This window comes from Methyloversatilis sp. S146-33 (genome assembly GCF_059552495.1).
The window spans coordinates 23,397-39,416 of the sequence record NZ_JCANOT010000025.1; the positions used below are offsets into that span (position 1 = coordinate 23,397).

The 16,020-nt window shown below is 67.9% G+C and carries 17 protein-coding genes and 1 tRNA gene; 10 read left to right on the top strand and 8 right to left on the bottom strand.

The genetic code is table 11. The annotated features are described in order from the left end of the window. Positions 1 to 8 precede the first annotated feature (8 nt). Entirely contained in the window at positions 9 to 935 is a 927-nt protein-coding gene (locus AC51BJ_RS08995) for a lysylphosphatidylglycerol synthase transmembrane domain-containing protein (protein WP_496280001.1), read from the bottom strand. Next, positions 932 to 1,936, bottom strand: coding sequence for a glycosyltransferase family 2 protein (locus AC51BJ_RS09000; protein WP_496280002.1), 1,005 nt, complete (start codon positions 1,934 to 1,936; stop codon positions 932 to 934). Before AC51BJ_RS09000 ends, AC51BJ_RS08995 begins: the two co-directional genes overlap by 4 nt. 86 nt (positions 1,937 to 2,022) lie before the next feature. Between AC51BJ_RS09000 and AC51BJ_RS09005 the strand changes: the two genes are divergently transcribed. From AC51BJ_RS09005 to AC51BJ_RS09020, 4 genes are all read left to right on the top strand, one after another. Then, positions 2,023 to 3,462, top strand: coding sequence for a glycosyltransferase family 39 protein (locus AC51BJ_RS09005; RefSeq protein WP_496280003.1), 1,440 nt, complete (start codon positions 2,023 to 2,025; stop codon positions 3,460 to 3,462). 30 nt (positions 3,463 to 3,492) lie between these two features. Beyond that, positions 3,493 to 3,567: transfer RNA gene (locus AC51BJ_RS09010), tRNA-Arg, on the top strand. A 99-nt stretch (positions 3,568 to 3,666) separates the two neighbouring features. Beyond that, positions 3,667 to 4,185, top strand: a complete 519-nt coding sequence (locus tag AC51BJ_RS09015) for a putative metalloprotease CJM1_0395 family protein (protein ID WP_496280004.1) — start codon at positions 3,667 to 3,669, stop codon at positions 4,183 to 4,185. A 226-nt stretch (positions 4,186 to 4,411) separates the two neighbouring features. After that, the gene (locus AC51BJ_RS09020; protein ID WP_496280005.1) at positions 4,412 to 5,539 is read left to right on the top strand and encodes a methyl-accepting chemotaxis protein; all 1,128 of its coding nucleotides are present in this window, start codon (positions 4,412 to 4,414) and stop codon (positions 5,537 to 5,539) included. 26 nt (positions 5,540 to 5,565) lie between these two features. Here the strand turns inward: AC51BJ_RS09020 and AC51BJ_RS09025 are convergent, their stop codons facing one another. Beyond that, positions 5,566 to 7,767 carry a RelA/SpoT family protein gene (locus tag AC51BJ_RS09025; RefSeq protein ID WP_496280006.1) on the bottom strand — a complete coding sequence of 734 codons (2,202 nt, stop codon included), beginning with the start codon at positions 7,765 to 7,767 and terminating at the stop codon, positions 5,566 to 5,568. Positions 7,768 to 7,905: 138 nt separating this feature from the next. Between AC51BJ_RS09025 and AC51BJ_RS09030 the strand changes: the two genes are divergently transcribed. Next, positions 7,906 to 8,097, top strand: a complete 192-nt coding sequence (locus AC51BJ_RS09030) for a YqaE/Pmp3 family membrane protein (protein WP_020163964.1) — start codon at positions 7,906 to 7,908, stop codon at positions 8,095 to 8,097. A gap of 9 nt (positions 8,098 to 8,106) precedes the next feature. Here the strand turns inward: AC51BJ_RS09030 and AC51BJ_RS09035 are convergent, their stop codons facing one another. After that, positions 8,107 to 8,931: a quinoprotein dehydrogenase-associated SoxYZ-like carrier gene (locus AC51BJ_RS09035; RefSeq protein ID WP_496280007.1), complete on the bottom strand. Its 825-nt coding sequence runs from the start codon at positions 8,929 to 8,931 to the stop codon at positions 8,107 to 8,109. A gap of 134 nt (positions 8,932 to 9,065) precedes the next feature. On the opposite strand from AC51BJ_RS09035, the gene AC51BJ_RS09040 reads away from it, so the two are divergent. The 5 genes from AC51BJ_RS09040 (at position 9,066) to fliR (ending at position 12,073) form a co-directional block, all read left to right on the top strand. After that, the gene (locus tag AC51BJ_RS09040; RefSeq protein ID WP_304010420.1) at positions 9,066 to 9,755 is read left to right on the top strand and encodes a Crp/Fnr family transcriptional regulator; all 690 of its coding nucleotides are present in this window, start codon (positions 9,066 to 9,068) and stop codon (positions 9,753 to 9,755) included. A 109-nt stretch (positions 9,756 to 9,864) separates the two neighbouring features. Further along, positions 9,865 to 10,266: a flagellar biosynthetic protein FliO gene (gene fliO, locus AC51BJ_RS09045; protein ID WP_496280008.1), complete on the top strand. Its 402-nt coding sequence runs from the start codon at positions 9,865 to 9,867 to the stop codon at positions 10,264 to 10,266. After that, the gene (gene fliP / locus AC51BJ_RS09050) at positions 10,263 to 11,015 is read left to right on the top strand and encodes a flagellar type III secretion system pore protein FliP (RefSeq protein WP_496280009.1); all 753 of its coding nucleotides are present in this window, start codon (positions 10,263 to 10,265) and stop codon (positions 11,013 to 11,015) included. The genes fliO and fliP overlap by 4 nt, the downstream gene beginning before the upstream one ends. Before the next feature lie 13 nt (positions 11,016 to 11,028). Beyond that, complete coding sequence (gene fliQ, locus AC51BJ_RS09055) at positions 11,029 to 11,298, top strand: flagellar biosynthesis protein FliQ (protein WP_304003696.1); 270 nt, start codon at positions 11,029 to 11,031, stop codon at positions 11,296 to 11,298. Between the two features lies 1 nt (position 11,299). After that, positions 11,300 to 12,073: a flagellar biosynthetic protein FliR gene (gene fliR, locus AC51BJ_RS09060; RefSeq protein WP_304003695.1), complete on the top strand. Its 774-nt coding sequence runs from the start codon at positions 11,300 to 11,302 to the stop codon at positions 12,071 to 12,073. Between the two features lie 451 nt (positions 12,074 to 12,524). On the opposite strand, the gene rpoS is transcribed toward fliR, so the two are convergent. The 4 genes from rpoS to surE are packed head-to-tail and all read right to left on the bottom strand — an operon-like array spanning position 12,525 to position 15,842. Next, positions 12,525 to 13,478, bottom strand: a complete 954-nt coding sequence (rpoS, locus tag AC51BJ_RS09065) for an RNA polymerase sigma factor RpoS (protein WP_019919013.1) — start codon at positions 13,476 to 13,478, stop codon at positions 12,525 to 12,527. Between the two features lie 5 nt (positions 13,479 to 13,483). Beyond that, positions 13,484 to 14,449: a peptidoglycan DD-metalloendopeptidase family protein gene (locus tag AC51BJ_RS09070; protein WP_496280010.1), complete on the bottom strand. Its 966-nt coding sequence runs from the start codon at positions 14,447 to 14,449 to the stop codon at positions 13,484 to 13,486. Then, a complete protein-coding gene (locus AC51BJ_RS09075; protein ID WP_496280011.1) occupies positions 14,446 to 15,102 on the bottom strand; it encodes a protein-L-isoaspartate(D-aspartate) O-methyltransferase in 657 nt (218 codons plus the stop codon). Before AC51BJ_RS09075 ends, AC51BJ_RS09070 begins: the two co-directional genes overlap by 4 nt. Further along, positions 15,099 to 15,842 carry a 5'/3'-nucleotidase SurE gene (surE, locus tag AC51BJ_RS09080; protein ID WP_020163958.1) on the bottom strand — a complete coding sequence of 248 codons (744 nt, stop codon included), beginning with the start codon at positions 15,840 to 15,842 and terminating at the stop codon, positions 15,099 to 15,101. Before surE ends, AC51BJ_RS09075 begins: the two co-directional genes overlap by 4 nt. Positions 15,843 to 16,020 lie beyond the last annotated feature (178 nt).

Consider the following 16,020-nt stretch of genomic DNA (forward strand, 5'->3'; position numbering starts at 1 on the left):
GCGGCGACTCAGCCGGCGCGCGCCACCGCTTGCGCCCGGCAGGCGAACAGCGCGCCACCGAGCGCAGCCTGCAGCAGGCCGAACACGCCGTAGATCAGCGCCACCGCGACCGCCTGCGCGGCCGGCACGCCGAAGACGGCGAGCACCGCCGCCGCCGCCGCTTCACGCGTACCCCAGCCGCCGACGCTGACCGGCAGCGCCGCCATCAGGAAGATCGGCGCCGCCGCGGTCGCCCACACGGTCGGCGACAGGTCGAGCCCGAGGGCGCGGCCGCCGCAGGCAAGCGCAGCGATGGACAGCGCCTGCACGACGAGCGAGGCGCCCATCTGCAGCGCGTACTGCCGCAGCACCCGCGGACGCCGCACTCGCGATTGCACCCGCGCCAGCGCAGCGAACGCTCGACCGCCGCTGATCGGCCGCGCGACCAGCAGCAGTGGCGCGGTCAGCAGCAGCACGGCCGCCATCGCACACGACAGGTCGATCCAGACAAGCGGCAGTGGGAGCGCAATCGAGGATGCGGCGAACGGCAATGCGCCGGCACCGAGCGCCAGCAGCACCCACAGACCGCTTACGCGGTCCAGCAGCACCGATAGTCCGGCGTCGAGTGTCGGCAGACCGGCCTGTCGCAGAGCCAGCGCGCGATACAGATCGCCACCGACGACCGCCCCCGGCAGCAGCGCGTTCAGCGCCATCGCACGGAAGTAGGCGAGCAGCGCGAACGAGGGGCTGACGGCCGCCCCGAGCCAGGCCGTGAGCGCACGCCAGCGCAGCGCGGAGGCGACGTTGGACAGCAGCGCTGCGACCAAGCCAAGCAGCAGCCAGTCGCGGTCGGCCCGCCGCAGGGTGTCAACCAGCGCCGCCGGCTCCGCCACATGGATCACCGCCGCCAGCAAGACGCCGGCTGCGGCGAGGCGCAGCGCGGCGCTGCGCGTCATCGCGCCTCCGGCTCCTGTGCGTGGTACTGCGGCACGCCGCGGCCTTCGTGATAGATGCGGATGAGCAGTTCGCCGATCAGACCGGCGACGATGAGTTGCACGCCCATCAGCAGCAGCATGACGCCGGCCATCAGCAGCGGCCGGCCGGCGATGTCGTGGCCGAACAGCTTGAGCAGCCCCATCCAGCCGAGGATGGCGGCACCCGGCGTGGCGAGCCACAGGCCGAGCGCGCCGAAGGCGTGCAGCGGACGCTGGCGGTAGCGCATGAAGAAGACAATGAGCACCAGGTCGAGGATGACGCGGAAGGTGCGGTCTATGCCGTACTTCGACACGCCGCGCGTGCGCGCGTGGTGGCGCACCGGCACCTCGGCGATGCGCGCACCCGCGTCGCGCGCCAGCGACGGGATGAAACGGTGCAGTTCGCCGTACAGCCGGATGCGGTCGATGATGTCGCGCCGGTAGGCCTTCAGCGCGCAGCCGTAGTCGTGCAGATGCACGCCGGTCGAGGCGGAAATGAGCTTGTTCGCAATCACGGACGGCAGGCGGCGCGACAGCGCCTTGTCCTGCCGCTGCTGGCGCCAGCCTGAAATCATGTCGACGTCGGGGTCGGTGGCGAGGCGATCGATCATCGCCGGAATGTCGAGCGGGTCGTTCTGCAGATCGCCGTCCAGCGTGACGACGTAGCGGCCACGCACCCGGTCGAAACCGGCCTGCAGCGCACTCGACTGACCGTAATTGCGCACCAGCAGCACCGGCCGCAGCCACGGGCGTTCGGCCACCAGCCGCGTCAGCAGCGCGCCGCTGCCGTCGCGCGAACCGTCGTCGACGACGATCAGTTCGAAGCGGCGGCCGGTCGGCGCCAGTGCGGCGTGGATGCGATCGACCAGATCGCCGAGGTTGTCGAACTCATTGAACACCGGCACGACGACGGACACCTCCGGCGCCTCGGCCGGGGCGCGCGTCGGCAGTTCGGGCTGAGCGAATTCGAGTACCTGTGGCATGGGCGGACGATCCGGCATGGAGAACCGTCATCGTGCAGCGCCGCGGTTAACGCCAAATTAAAGATGTGCGGCGACACTGCGACGCCATGAACGCCCCCCCATCCACCCCGTCCGCCCCGTCGCACCGCGCCCCGTGGCTGCTGCTCCTGCTCTATTTCGGCGCCCACATGGTGGCTCGCACGCTGGTGTCGGACGCGCTCGAACTGGACGAGGCCGAGCAGGCGCTGTGGACCCAGCAGCTGGCCGCCGGCTATGGCACGCAGCCGCCGCTGTATACATGGCTGCAATGGGCGGTGTTCCAGGTAACCGGGGTGTCGGTGCTGTCGCTGTCGCTGCTGAAGAACACGTTGCTCGCATCGACCTACGCCTTCGTCTGGCTGGCCGCCCGCCGGCTGATGTCGGCACCGCTGGCGCTGCTGTCGGCGGCGTCGATGCTGCTGATCCCGCAGATCGGCTGGGAATCGCAGCGCGACCTGACGCATTCGGTGCTGGCCACCGCTGTCGCCGCCGCCACGCTCTACGTCGTCGTGCGGCTGATCGAGAAGCCGCGCCCGGTGCTCTACCTCGCGCTCGGCCTGTGCGCAGCGCTCGGCCTGCTGTCCAAATACAGCTTCGCGGTCTATCTGGCCGCGCTCGGGCTGGCGGTGCTGCTGTCGCGCGACACGCGGTCCATGTTGCGCAGCCCGTGGCTGATCGCGGCGGCGCTGCTCGCACTCGTGGTGCTCGCGCCGCACGCGCTGTGGCTGCTCGACAACTGGCAGTTGGCCAGCGCCCGCACGCTCGAAAAGCTGGACGCCGCGCCTGGCCTGGCGGGCGGCGTGGTGCGCGGCCTGAGCAGTCTGGCCGGCGCCGCGCTGGCCACAATGGCCGCACTCGCGCTCGCCTTCGCCGCGATCTTCGGCCGCGCCACCTGGGCGCCCGCCGCCGCATCGCCACACTGCCGCCTGTGGGGCCGCTACCTGGGCGTGCTGACGCTGCTGATGCTCGCCCTGATAGTGGTCGGCGGCGCCACCCACTTCAAGGGTCGCTGGCTGCAGCCGCTGCTTTTCATGGCGCCGCTCGCCTTCTTCTGCTGCCGACCGCATCTGGCCACGCACCCGCGCTTGAGCTGGCTGCGCGCCACGCTCATCGTGTTCGCGCTGCTCTACCTCTTCATGGCCAGCATGCGGCCGGTGTTCGACGGCTGGCGCAACCGGCCGGACGAACTGAACGAACCGGCGGCCGAACTGGCGCTTGCGCTGCGCAGCGCCGGCTACGACGGTCGCGCGCCCATCGTTACCCACGACCCTGTGCTCGGCGGCGTGCTCCGCGTGCGTTTCCCGCAGGCGCAGGTCGTCGTGTGGAAGGACGACGCGCCAGCGCCCCCGGCGCAATCGGGGGCACATCTGCTGATCGGACGCGGCGAAGCAGGCCGTGCGATGTTCGACCGTACCGGCACCGGCGACTACGCCCTGCTCCGCCTGCGCTACCGCCACGCCCACCCCGGCCACCCGCCGATCGAATACCGCTACACCCTCGTCCGCTGACGCGGCGCGCGGTTACAATCGCGCCCCTGCGGCTCCATAGTTGAATGGATACAACAACCCCCTCCTAAGGGGTAGGTACAGGTTCGATTCCTGTTGGGGCCGCCAGTCGGACTCCCGCACCCGGCGCACTGTCTATAGTGGGTATTGATGCGTCGGTCGCCCCTGCAGCGACCGGTGTCAACGATATCCGGGGACACCGCGCCGATGAATATCTCCACCCCGAGCTTCAGTGCCTTCACCGTGCGGGCCGCCACGCCGCAGCGCGGGCATGCCGCGAGCGAACTCAGTCCCGAAGACGCCGCACAGCTGCGCGCACTGCAGGCGCGCGACCGCGAGGTGAGACAGCACGAACAGGCGCATCAGGCGGCGGCCGGGGGTCTGGCGACCTCCGGTGCGCGCTACAGCTTCCAGCGCGGTCCGGATGGCGTGAATTACGCCGTCGGCGGCGAAGTGAGTCTGGACGTATCACCCGGCCGCACGCCGGAAGAGACGCTGCGCCGTGCGCGACAGATCAGCGCGGCCGCGCTGGCGCCGGCCGAGCCGTCGGGACAGGATCTCGCGGTCGCCGCAAGGGCGGCGCAGATGGCTCGCCAGGCCGAAGTCGAACTGGCGGCCTCGACCGACGGATCGGTCGTGCGCCCGGAGGTCGCGGCCCGGACACCGCTGCTGATCTATGCGGAGTCACGGCCGGCACAGCGCCCACTGATAGACGTCCACGCGTGACCCCTTCGGTCGTCACGTGCTGCCAGACCGACCGTGTTCACACATCAGGGAAATTTTCACACTGGAACCCTTGAGAACCCGAAGGGCATTGTCGATATGACTTTCGTCGTACAAAACAAGACCAGAAGAAAGGATTATCGACGTGACGAAAACGGGCTCTTTGAGAGGTGATGACCTTGCTGTGTGGATGGCGCTGGTGGTCAGCGCGGGCGGGGCCGTACTGAGTGTGAGCGGGTCTTCCGGCTGGGCGACGACGGCGTTGATCACGCTGGCGATTGCCAGTCTGGTCATCGCGCAGGTGCTCAGTCGTCGGGCGCGTGCGCGACACGCAGCGCGACAGGCGGCCCGCATGGCGGAGATCGACCGCAATGTGCGTCAGTACGACGATCTGTGTGGCGCACTTGCAGGAGGCAGTCGGGAACAGTTTGAACGCCTGCGCGAGGCACTGACCCGTTCGCAGGACATCGTCGCCGGCGCTGCCGCCAATCTGCGCGAGAGCAACGGACGTTCGAACTTGCGAGAGATGGTGGAGGAACTGCTTGCACTGGCGACCGACGAGGAGCAGGCGCGCCGCCGCAGCGAGATCGAACAGTTCGCGCTCCGCACGCAGGAATCCTTGTCCGGCTTCGTGCGCACGGTGGAAACATTGAGCGAAGGCAGCGCGGCGATCGGACAGCGCTTCGACGGCGTACGCAACAAGCTCGAGCAGGTGCGCGGACTGATCGGTCAGGTCAATCAGATCAATCGCCAGACGGAACTGCTGGCGCTCAACGCCGCCATCGAGGCAGCACGCGCGGGCGAAGCCGGACGCGGCTTCGCGGTGGTGGCGGACGAAGTGCGCAAACTGGCGCAACGTACTGAAACCTTCAGCACCGAAATCAGCGCGCTGCTTGGCGACGTGCATGGTGCGATCAGCGAGGCCGGCGAGGCCGTCGCCGCTTCAGCCAGCACCGACATCGGCTCGGCGCGTGAATCCGAGGAGCGCGCCGCCCAGTTGTGGCAACAGATGTCCGTCATCAACCGCCACGCCACCGAACAGGCCGAGCGCATCAATCGCCTTTCATCGACCATACACGAGGCGGTGATGCAGGGCATGGTGTCGATGCAGTTCGAGGACATGGTGAGCCAGCTGCTGGCAAAGGTCGGCGAGCAGACCGAACTGATGGCGCGTTACGTGAACGGCGTGTTCGACGCGCACCGCGACCGCGAGCAGCGCGACGGCATCGCCCGGGTCGAGAAACGCAACGAGGTGCTGTCACGCCTGCTGACCGACGCACGCGAGGCCGCACGGTCGATGACGCTGCAGTCCGGACCGCGCGGCACGATGAGCACCGGCGAGGTCGAACTGTTCTAGGGCACGGTTCGTCGGCGCGCCGGCAATCAGCCGCGCCGCGTCTCGACCACGCCGTCGACGTCGCGGATCAGGCCGAGCACCTTCTGGATCTGGCCGACGCCGGCGATCTCGACGGTGAAACTCATGCGCGCCATGCCAGCCTTGGACTGCGTGCTGACCGCGGTCACGTTGATCTTCTCGCGCGACAGCACTTCGGAAATGTCGCGCAGCAGGCCCTGGCGGTCGTGCGCCTCGACGTGGATGTCGGCGGCGAAACGGGCGTCCGGGTCGCGGCCGGCCACTTCGCCCCATTGCGCGTCGATCACCCGCTCCGGGTTGCGCGCCACCATATTGATGTAGTTCGGGCAGTCGCTGCGGTGGATGGCCACGCCGCGGCCGCGGGTGACGAAGCCTGAGATCGGGTCCGGCGGTGCCGGCTTGCAGCAGCGACCGAGCTGGGTCAGCAGCTTGCCGACCCCCTCGACCAGCACGCCGCGCTCGCCGGTAGCGCGCGGGGCGCGCGGCTTGATTTCCGGCTCGTCCGGCGGCGGCTCCTCGCCCTTCAGTGCGACGTGGATCGCGCGCGGCCCGACCTCGCCGTGCGCGCAGGCGATGTGCATCGCATCGACGCTGTTGTAGCCCAGTTTCTGCGACAGCTCTTCCAGACTGGTCTGGCTGGCGCCTTCGCGCGCCAGTTCACGCGCCAGCCAGGTTCGGCCCTGGGCGAGCGTTTCGCCTTCCTCGATCTGGGCGAACCAGCGGCGCACCTTCACCCGCGCGTTGTGCGTGGTGATGTAGCCCTGCTGCGGCACCAGCCAGTCGCGCGACGGCCCGCCCTGCTTGGCGGCGATGATCTCCACCCGCTGGCCGTTGTCGAGCGGCGTGTTGAGCGGCACCAGCTGGCCGTTCACGCGGGCACCACGGCAGCGGTGGCCGAGGTCTGTATGCAGGCGGTAGGCGAAATCGACCGGGGTCGCACCCTGCGGCAGGTCGATCACCTTGCCCTGCGGCGTCAGCACATAGATGGTGTCGTCGAGCGCGGCGCGCTTGAACTGTTCCACCCACTCCGAGTGGTCGGCGATTTCGTCGCGCCAGGACAGCAGCTGGCGCAGCCAGGCGATCTTGTCGTCGTAGTCCTTGTCCTGCCCCGACCCTTCCTTGTAGCGCCAGTGCGCAGCGACACCCATCTCGGCGTGGCGGTGCATGTCGCGCGTACGGATCTGCACTTCGAGCGAGCGGCCGTCGGGCGCGATCACCGCGGTATGCAGCGACTGGTAGTTGTTGCCCTTGGGCTGCGCGATGTAGTCGTCGAACTCGCGCGGCAGCGGATGCCAGAGCTGGTGCACGACGCCGAGCGCGCCGTAGCAGTCGCGCACCGAGTCGACCAGCACGCGCAGCGCGCGCACGTCGTACACCTCGGAGAACTCCAGCTTCTTCGCCCGCATCTTGTTCCAGATGCTGTAGATGTGCTTCGGCCGCCCCTGGATTTCGGCCTTGATGCCGGCCGCCTCCAGCTCGGCCTTCAGCTTCACCATCGCGTCGGCGATGAAGGCCTCGCGCTCGACCCGCTTCTCGTCGAGCTGCTTGGCAATGCGCTTGTAGGTGTCGGGTTCGAGGAAGCGGAAGGACAGGTCTTCCAGTTCCCACTTGAGCTGCCAGACGCCCAGCCGGTTGGCTAGCGGCGCATAGATGTCGAGCGATTCGCGCGCCATGTCGAGGCGGTCGTCGTTCGGGTGGGCGGTGAGCCAGCGCAGGCTCTGCACACGCGAAGCGAGGCGCAGCATTACCACGCGCACGTCGGCCACCATGGCCAGCACCATCTTGCGCAGCACCTCGGCCTGATCGCCGCCGGCGTCGCTGCCGGTCACGCTCTGCGAAGCATGGGCGCGGGTGATCAGGCGCAGGTTGTCGAGCCGCTGCAGGCCGGCGACCAGTTCGGCGACCGCCGGGCCGTAATGCGCGGCGATGTGTTCGCCGGCATCGTCCCGCACCTCGTGCAGCGGAAACAGCAGGGCCGCCAGCCGGGTTTCGAGGTCGAGCCGCAGCGAGGCGCAGATCAGCGCCTGGCCGACCACGTGCTCGTGCATTGGCTCGCCGGTGCCGAGCCAGCGCTCGGCGTACAGCGGCGTCACCATGTCGTGAGCGCGGCGCAGGGTGTCCGCTTCGGCGTCGCCCAGACCGTCGGTCAGCAATTCGAGTGTGGTGCGCGCCGCGTCGGCGCTGGAGAGGGAATGAACGACAGATACCATGCCGCGATTATCCCGGATTAGCTGACAGGCCGCTTGCGGCGGAGCAGCATCGCCGGTTCCGCGCACGCTGCCGCGGGCTTCAACTCGGGCCGCGAATCTTGTACCGTTGCGCTCAACACGCCCAGCCCGGAGTTCCGCATGCGACTGCTGCTCGCAATCTTCCTGCCCTTCATGGTGTTCTTCACCATCGGCCGCCCGGTGGCCGGCATCATCTGTCTCATCCTGCAGCTCACGCTGCTGGGCTGGATTCCGGCCGCGCTGTGGGCGGTCTATGCGCTGAGCCAGTACAAGACCGAGAAGAAGATCGAGGAAGCGCTCAGCCGGCGCTGAGCGCCCGACTCACTTCGAACTGGCGAGCGCGCCGCCCTTCACCGCGACGGTCTGGGTGAAGGTGAGGTCCTTCGAATCGATCACCTTGGCCTGCAGTTCGCCACCTTCCTGCGGCTTGAACTGGAAGCGCAGTTGCGGGTTTTCGCTCAGCGCGAAGTCGACGTCGGCCGTCAGCAGCGTGCGGCCGGCGTAGCTCACCTCGATGCGGCGCACGAAGTGGGCCGGCGTGAAGTGGCGGGTGACCTGATCCATCTGCATGCCGTTCATATTCGGGTGACTGACCATCAGCGTCGCGGCAGCGGCGCTTCCGGCGTCGTTCTCGACCTTGAGCTTCATCTTGCCCAGCCGCGCCATCGCCTCTTCGAAGTCCTTGCCAGCCGGCGCCGAACAGCCGCCGGATGCGCGCACGAACTTGCTTGAGGCGTGCAGCTTGCCGTCGCTGGTTTCGGCCACGGCGCGCATCCAGGTGTATTGCTCGACGCGGACGCGGGTTTCGATGTCGGCGCGCCCCGCCTCCGGGCTCAATGTGATCGCTGCCGCCACCGGCGTCGGGTTGCCGTCGATGATGAGCCACAGCTTGCGGATGTGCCGCTCGGGCGTCTGGTCGATCCGCGCACGCAGCGCCACCGGCACCACAGCGGCGTCCTCGGCACGGAAGGGCGCTTCGATCTCGATCACCTCGTTCGACTCGACGATTTCGCGTCCGGCGAACACCGTGGCCCGCACGCCCTGCCAGACTTCGGTGTCGGACGAGGGCTCGTCGACCGCACCGGCCGGCAGCAGCCACAGCGCGGTGCAGGCGCACAGCAGCGCGCGCAAGGAATTCAGGGGCATGGCGGTCTCCTCCGTTGTCGTTTGACTGCGATTGAACGCGCCGCCGCATCAGCGATCTGCGACTTAGTCACATTCACCCCGCACCGGCGGGATAGCATCCCGCGACAACAACGATTCCCGATGGAGGAAGAGCCATGAGCCGATACGTCGGCGCGCCCGGCCAATGGCGCGACTGGATCACGCACTTCCCGCGGCTCGCCGACCTCGAGCCAGCGGCACGCGAGGAATTGCTCGCCAACAGTTTCGAGGTGCGGCTGTCGGCAGGCGAGACCGGCTACCGCGAAGGCGACGCCTGCAACAACTTCATCCTGCGCATCGAGGGCTGGTCACGCATCCAGCGGCTGTCGGCCAATGGCCGCGAAGTGCTGCTGTACCGCGTAGGCCCGGGTGATTCCTGCGTGCTCACCACCTCCTGCCTGCTCGGCGTGGCGCGCTACCCGGCCGCCAGCACGGCGGAAACCGACCTGCGCGAGGTGGCGATCGCTGGCGCCACCTTCCGCAAGTTGCTGAACACCTCGGACGTATTCCGCCAGTTCGTTTTCGAACACTATGGCCGGCTCCTGTCGGACATGATCGCGCTGCTCGACGAACTGAAATTCCGCCGCCTCGACGCCCGCCTGGCCGACCTGCTGCTCGCGCGTACCGCCGACGGCGCAGCGCTCGAGGACACGCAGAGCCGCATCGCCACCGACCTCGGCAGCACGCGCGAACCGGTCGGCCGCATCCTGAAACAGTGGGAGCGGCGCAACTGGATCGCGATGACGCGCGGCCGCATCGAGGTGCGCGAGCGCGAGGCGCTGACGGCGCTGGCCGCCGAGGGCTGAGCGCAGCGGACGGCCACGCGACGGCGGCAGAAATTGCCGCCTGAAACCGGGTCTATTCCCGGTCTGGCCAAGGCGGCCCGCGCGTTAACCTGCGGCCATGAAGATACGCATGGCCTTCCTGTTGCTCGCATCGAGTGGCGCACTGCACGCCGCCGACGCGACGGCACCCGCGGCACCGACGAGCGGCGCCGGCGCGGTGATCCAGATGCTGGGCGCGCTCGGCGTCGTGCTGGCGGCGCTGTTCGCAGTGCTGTGGCTGCTGCGCCGCATTTCCGGCGGCAAGCTGGCCGGGCCGGCACCGATACGCACGGTCGGCGGCATCGCCGTCGGCTCGCGCGAGCGCGTGCTGCTGCTGGAAATCGGCGAGCACTGGCTGGTGGTCGGTGTCGCCCCCGGTTCGGTCACCGGCATCGCCACGCTGCCGCGCGGTGATCTGCAGCAGGACAGCGCACAGCCGGCCGCCCCCGATTTCGGCGCGCTGCTCGCCCGGCTGAAGGCGTCCCGCTCATGACGCGCCGCCTGCTTCCGCTGCTCGGCGCCGGTGCGGTCGCCGCCGTAATTGCCCCGGAGGTGCTGGCGCAGTCGATGCCGGCGCTGACCAGCACGCCGGCGCCCGGCGGCGGTACCAACTGGTCGCTGTCGATACAGACGCTGCTGCTGCTGACCAGTCTGTCCTTCCTGCCGGCGGTGCTGCTGATGATGACCAGCTTCACCCGCATCATCATCGTGCTGTCGCTGATGCGCCAGGCCATCGGCACGCAGAGCAGCCCGCCCAACCAGGTGCTGATCGGGCTGGCGATGTTCCTCACCTTCTTCATCATGGCGCCGGTCGGCGAGCAGATTTACGCCAACGCCTACCAGCCGCTGTCGGAGAACCGCATTACCTTCGAGCAGGCGCTGGACATCGGATCGAAGCCGCTGAAGACCTTCATGCTGAAGCAGGTGCGCGAGCCCGACGTCGAGCTGTTCATGCGACTGTCGAACACGCCCAAGGTGGCCAGCCAGGAAGAACTGCCGATGCGCGTCGTCGTGCCCGCCTACGTCACGTCGGAGCTGAAGACGGCGTTCCAGATCGGCTTCATCGTATTCATCCCCTTCATCATCATCGACATGGTGGTCGCGTCGGTGCTGATGTCGATGGGCATGATGATGATGTCGCCGGTCATCGTGTCGCTGCCGTTCAAGCTCATGCTGTTCGTGCTGGTCGATGGCTGGAACCTGATACTCGGCACGCTGGTGTCCAGCTTCGGCCAGATCTGAAGGAGCCGTACCCATGACCCCCACCACCGTCGTCGACATCGGTCGCCACGCGGTCGAAATCCTGCTCATCATTTCGGCGCCGATGCTGGGCGCCGCGCTGGTGACCGGCCTGCTCGTCAGCATCTTCCAGGCGGCGACGCAGGTGAACGAAATGACGCTTTCCTTCATCCCGAAGCTGATCGCGGTGTTCCTGGTCATCGTGCTGGCCGGGCCGTGGATGATCACGCTGATGACCGACTACATCCGCCGGCTCTACTCGTCCATTCCGTCGCTGATCGGCTGAAGTGATCAATCTGTCCGCCGCCCAGCTCGACCTGTGGATGGCGGGCTTCCTGTTTCCGCTGGCCCGCATCATGGGGCTGATCGCGACCGCACCCATCCTGAGCAATCGCGCGATTCCAGCGCGCATCCGCATGGGCTTCGGCGCGGCGATGACGCTGGCGCTGATCCCCGCGCTGCCGCCCTCGGGACTGATCGTCGGTTCGTGGCCGGGTCTGCTCGCGTTGCTGCAGCAGATGCTGATCGGCATCGCGCTCGGCTTCTCGATGCGCGTCGTGTTTACCGCGATCGATCTGGCTGGCGAGCTGATTGGTCTGCAGATGGGTCTGGGCTTCGCGATGTTCTACGATCCGGACAACGCAGCGCAGTCGCCGGTGATTTCCGAATTCCTTGGCCTGCTCGCGATGCTCATCTTCCTGTCGATCAACGGCCACCTGATGTTGCTGGCCGTGATCGGCAACAGCTTCGAGTGGTGGCCGGTCGGCGCCGACCTGTTCCCGGCCAACGGCTGGATGGCGATCGCACGCTGGGGCAGCACCATCTTCTCGGCCGGCGTGATGCTCGCACTGCCGGTGATCGCGGCGCTGCTGGTGGTGAACATCGCACTGGCCATACTGACCCGCGCCGCACCGACGTTGAACCTGTTCGCGATCGGCTTCCCGGTCACGCTGATTGCCGGCTTCGTCATGCTGCTGCTGTCGATGCCCTTCTTCGCCCCGGCGCTGCAGCAACTGTTCGACTACGGCCTGCGCACCGTAGCGCAGCTGGCGATGGGGTGAAGCGGGGGTTTCGCGGCGCACTGCGCCGCGCCCGCTGAACGGGCTGGCCATGCAGGGCCAGCCCTGGGGTCGTCGATCAGCGCGGGCATACGCAGAAGGCATACCCGTGTCGCGCCTCCCGAACGGGCCGGCCATGCAGGGCCGGCACTCCTTCCGATGTGGTTTCGCGAAGCATCGCCTCGCGCCCGCTGAACAGGCTGGCTGTGGGGCAACACGGGGTTCTCGCAACGCGCCAGCCACCCTTACCGACTCACCACGGGTGCCGCTTGACCCCGCGCCGGCGCGGAATCGCCCGCCCCGTCGCGGTCAGAAGACCGCTCCCACAAAGAGCGCCGCGCGGATGCCTGTGGGAGCAGTCTTCTGACCGCGACTGCAGCGCTTGCAGCGGCGACGCCGTCGCATCACTGAGCAAGTGATGTTCCGTAAGAGCGCAGCAAAACCACTCAGGAATCTACAACAGCACATCCCTCGACACCCCCGCCCGCCGCAATATCTTGCGCAGCTGCGCCAGCGCTTCGAGCTGGATCTGGCGCACCCGCTCCCGCGTCAGGCCCAGTCGCTCGGCCAGCTCTTCCAGCGTGGCAATCTCGCAGCCATTGATGCCGTAGCGGTACTCGATCACCGTGCGCTGCTTGTCGCCGAGCTGGGAAATCCAGGTGTGTACGAGTGAGCCGATCTCGGCGTTCTGGATCTGCACATCCGGCCCGTCCTGCTCGTCGTCGGCCAGCGATTCGCCGATCGACAGCGAGGGGTCGATGTCCAGCGGCGCGTCCAGCGAGGCGGTGTGCTCGTTCAGCGACAGGATGTGCCGCACGTCCTCGACCGGTTTGGCCAGCAGCTGCGCAATGTCCTCGGCGCAGCAGTCGCCGCCGCTGCGCGACTCCAGGCTGCGCATTGCGCGCAGCACCTGGTTCAGCTCCTTCACCACGTGTACCGGCAGCCGTATCGTGCGCGACTGGTTCATGATCGCGCGCTCGATGTTCTGCCGTATCCACCAGGTGGCGTAGGTCGAGAAGCGGAAACCGCGCTCCGGGTCGAATTTCTCCAGCGCGTGGATCAGGCCGAGATTGCCCTCCTCGACCAGATCGAGCAGCGGCATGCCGCGGTTCAGGTAGTGCTTGGCGATATTGACGACCAGACGCAGGTTGCGCTCGATCATGATCTGCCGCGCCTCGAAGTCGCCGAGGCGCACGCGGCGCGACAGCGACAGCTCCTCTTCCGGCGTCAGCAGCGGATTGGCGCCGATCTCGTTCAGGTAGAGCTGGGTCGCATCGCCGAAGAACTCCGCCTCGGCGGGCTCGACCGCCTCGACCACCGCTTCCGGCGTGTCGATGTCGCTGATCGCCGCGTCGTCCTCGATGGGCTCGACGGGTTCGGCATCATCAGGCAGCGACAGATCGGACATGGCGGCTATCTCGGTGGCAGATACTTCAGCGGATCGACGGGCTTGCCCTGGCGCCGTATTTCGAAGTGCAGCCGGGGCTTGCCGGCTTCGGTATCGGTGTCACCGAGCTCGGCTATCCTTTGTCCGCGTTTCACCGTATCGCGTTCCTGAACCAGGATTTTGCTGTTGTGCGCGTACGCGGACAGATAGGTGTTGTCATGCTTGATGATGACCAGTTTGCCATAACCGCGCATCGCCTCGCCCGCATACACGACACGTCCGCCAGCCGCAGCGAGCACCGGATCGCCGAGCTTGCCGCTGACGTCCACGCCCTTGCCCGATCCTTCACCGAAGCGGCCGATGATGCGGCCCTGCGCCGGCCAGCTCCATTCGATACCGTCTTCCGAGCGGGACGACTCGGGCGCGACGACGGGTACTGCCGGCGTCGTCGCGGCCGCGGCCGCAGCCGGTGTCGGCGCCGCGGTGGCTGCCGCCAGTGGCGCCCCCTTCATGCGCGCCAGCGCCTCTTCCGAATAGGCTTCGACTCCACCACGCGGCTCACGCTTCAGCACGGTGCTGTTAGCCGGTTCCGCGGTCGTTGCTGCTGCCGCCGCCGCTTGTTGCGGCGCCGGCTCGAGCGGCCGGGACTCGACCGCACCCGGCGTCACGATGGGACGTATCTCGACCGCCCCCTCCGGCTGCGCGACGCGCAATTCCTGACCGATGCGGATCAGATTGGGGTTCTCGATGCGGTTCCAGATGACCAGATCACGCCAGTCCTGGCCGTGCTCCAGCGCGATGCTGTAGAGCGTTTCGCCCTTGGACACGATGTGGAAGCCGGCACGTGCGGCCGGCACTGCGGTCGCCGCAGGCGCAGCCGTCGCCGCGACTGCCGGCGCCGAAGTGCGGTCCTCGACCGGAGCCGGACGCGTGCCGGCGCACGCGGCCAGCAGCAGGCTCACGGCGGACAGCGCACACAGCCTTCTATTCATTCAACCCCCGGCAGGAGCGGCACGAAGCGCACCGCGTCCAGTTTCGATTCGACAAAGCGATGCTGCGGCTGATGCTCGATCATGCGCAGCGTCTGGTCGCCGGCGCCCACCGGCAGGATGAGGCGGCCACCTTCGGCCAGCTGTTCGAGCAGCGGCATCGGTACGGTGGTGGCCGCCGCGGCGACGATGATTGTATCGAAGGGCGCTTCGGCGGCCAGACCGACGGTGCCATCCGCATGTTTCAGGCGCACATTGGGCAGACGCAGCGGACGCAGATTGCGCTTGGCCAGTTCGAGCAGCGGTGCGAGGCGCTCGACCGCGTAGACGTCTTTCGCCAGCTTCGACAGTACGGCGGCCTGATAGCCGCAGCCCGCACCGACTTCGAGCGTCTTGCCGAGAGGACGTCCGCCGACGCGCAGAAGTTCAATCATGCGCGCGACGATGAAGGGCTGCGAAATGGTCTGCTGATAACCGAGCGGCAGCGCCGTGTCTTCGTAGGCCCGGCTGCGCAGCGCCTCTTCAACGAACTGGTGGCGCGGAATGGCCTGCATTGCCGCCAGCACGCCCTCGTCGCGGATGCCTGAGGCACGCAGTCGATCGACCATGCGCGCCCGTGCGCGCGTCAGCGCGAGGCTCTCGTCCTTCGACGTCATGCGCCCAGCCAGTCCCGGACCTGCCCCATCTGGGCCACGTGCGTGAGGTCGATCTGCAGCGGCGTGATCGACGCAAAGCCGTTCGCCGTTGCGTGGAAATCGGTGCCGTCGCCGGCGTCCTGCGCGGCACCGGCGGCGCCGACCCAGTAAACAGTCTCGTTGCGCGGGTTGATCGTGCGCACCACCGGCTCCGCCTTGTGGCGCCGACCCAGGCGGGTGATCTGTATGCCCTTCAGTTCCTCGGTCGACAGGTCGGGCACGTTCACATTGAGCAGCACCGGCGCCGCGAAGGGTCGCTCAGTCAGGCGGCGCACCAGATCGCAGGCAATGCGGGCGGCGGTTTCGTAGTGCGCACTGCCCTTGCGTGTCATCGACATGGCGATCGCAGGCACGCCGAGCAGAAAGCCCTCGGTGGCGGCGGCGACGGTGCCCGAGTAGATGGTGTCGTCACCCATGTTCGCGCCGTCGTTGATGCCGGACACGACGATGTCCGGCAGATGGTCGAGCATGCCGGTCACTGCCAGGTGCACACAGTCCGACGGCGTGCCATTGACATAATAAAAACCGTTGCGCGCGCGGCGCAGGATGAGGGGGCGGTCCAGCGTAAGGGAATTGCTGGCGCCGCTGCGGTCGGCCTCGGGGGCCACGACGGTCACATCACCGACCTCTGTCAGCGCACGGGCGAGCGCCTCGAGGCCGGGGGCAAAGTAGCCGTCGTCGTTGGACAACAGGATGCGCATGAAAGGCTGCGGAACGAAGGTTGCGACCGGACGCCTGGGTGCCGGTCGAGTGCGCCGGAGCTGCGGCCGGATTGCGGTCCGGATGTCGGCGACGCACATGGGAAAACGGCGCGAGGCCTTGCCGTCGGGCTTGCCGGCACACCGCCGCACGCCCTGCCGGAGCCCCGCGAAATCAGCC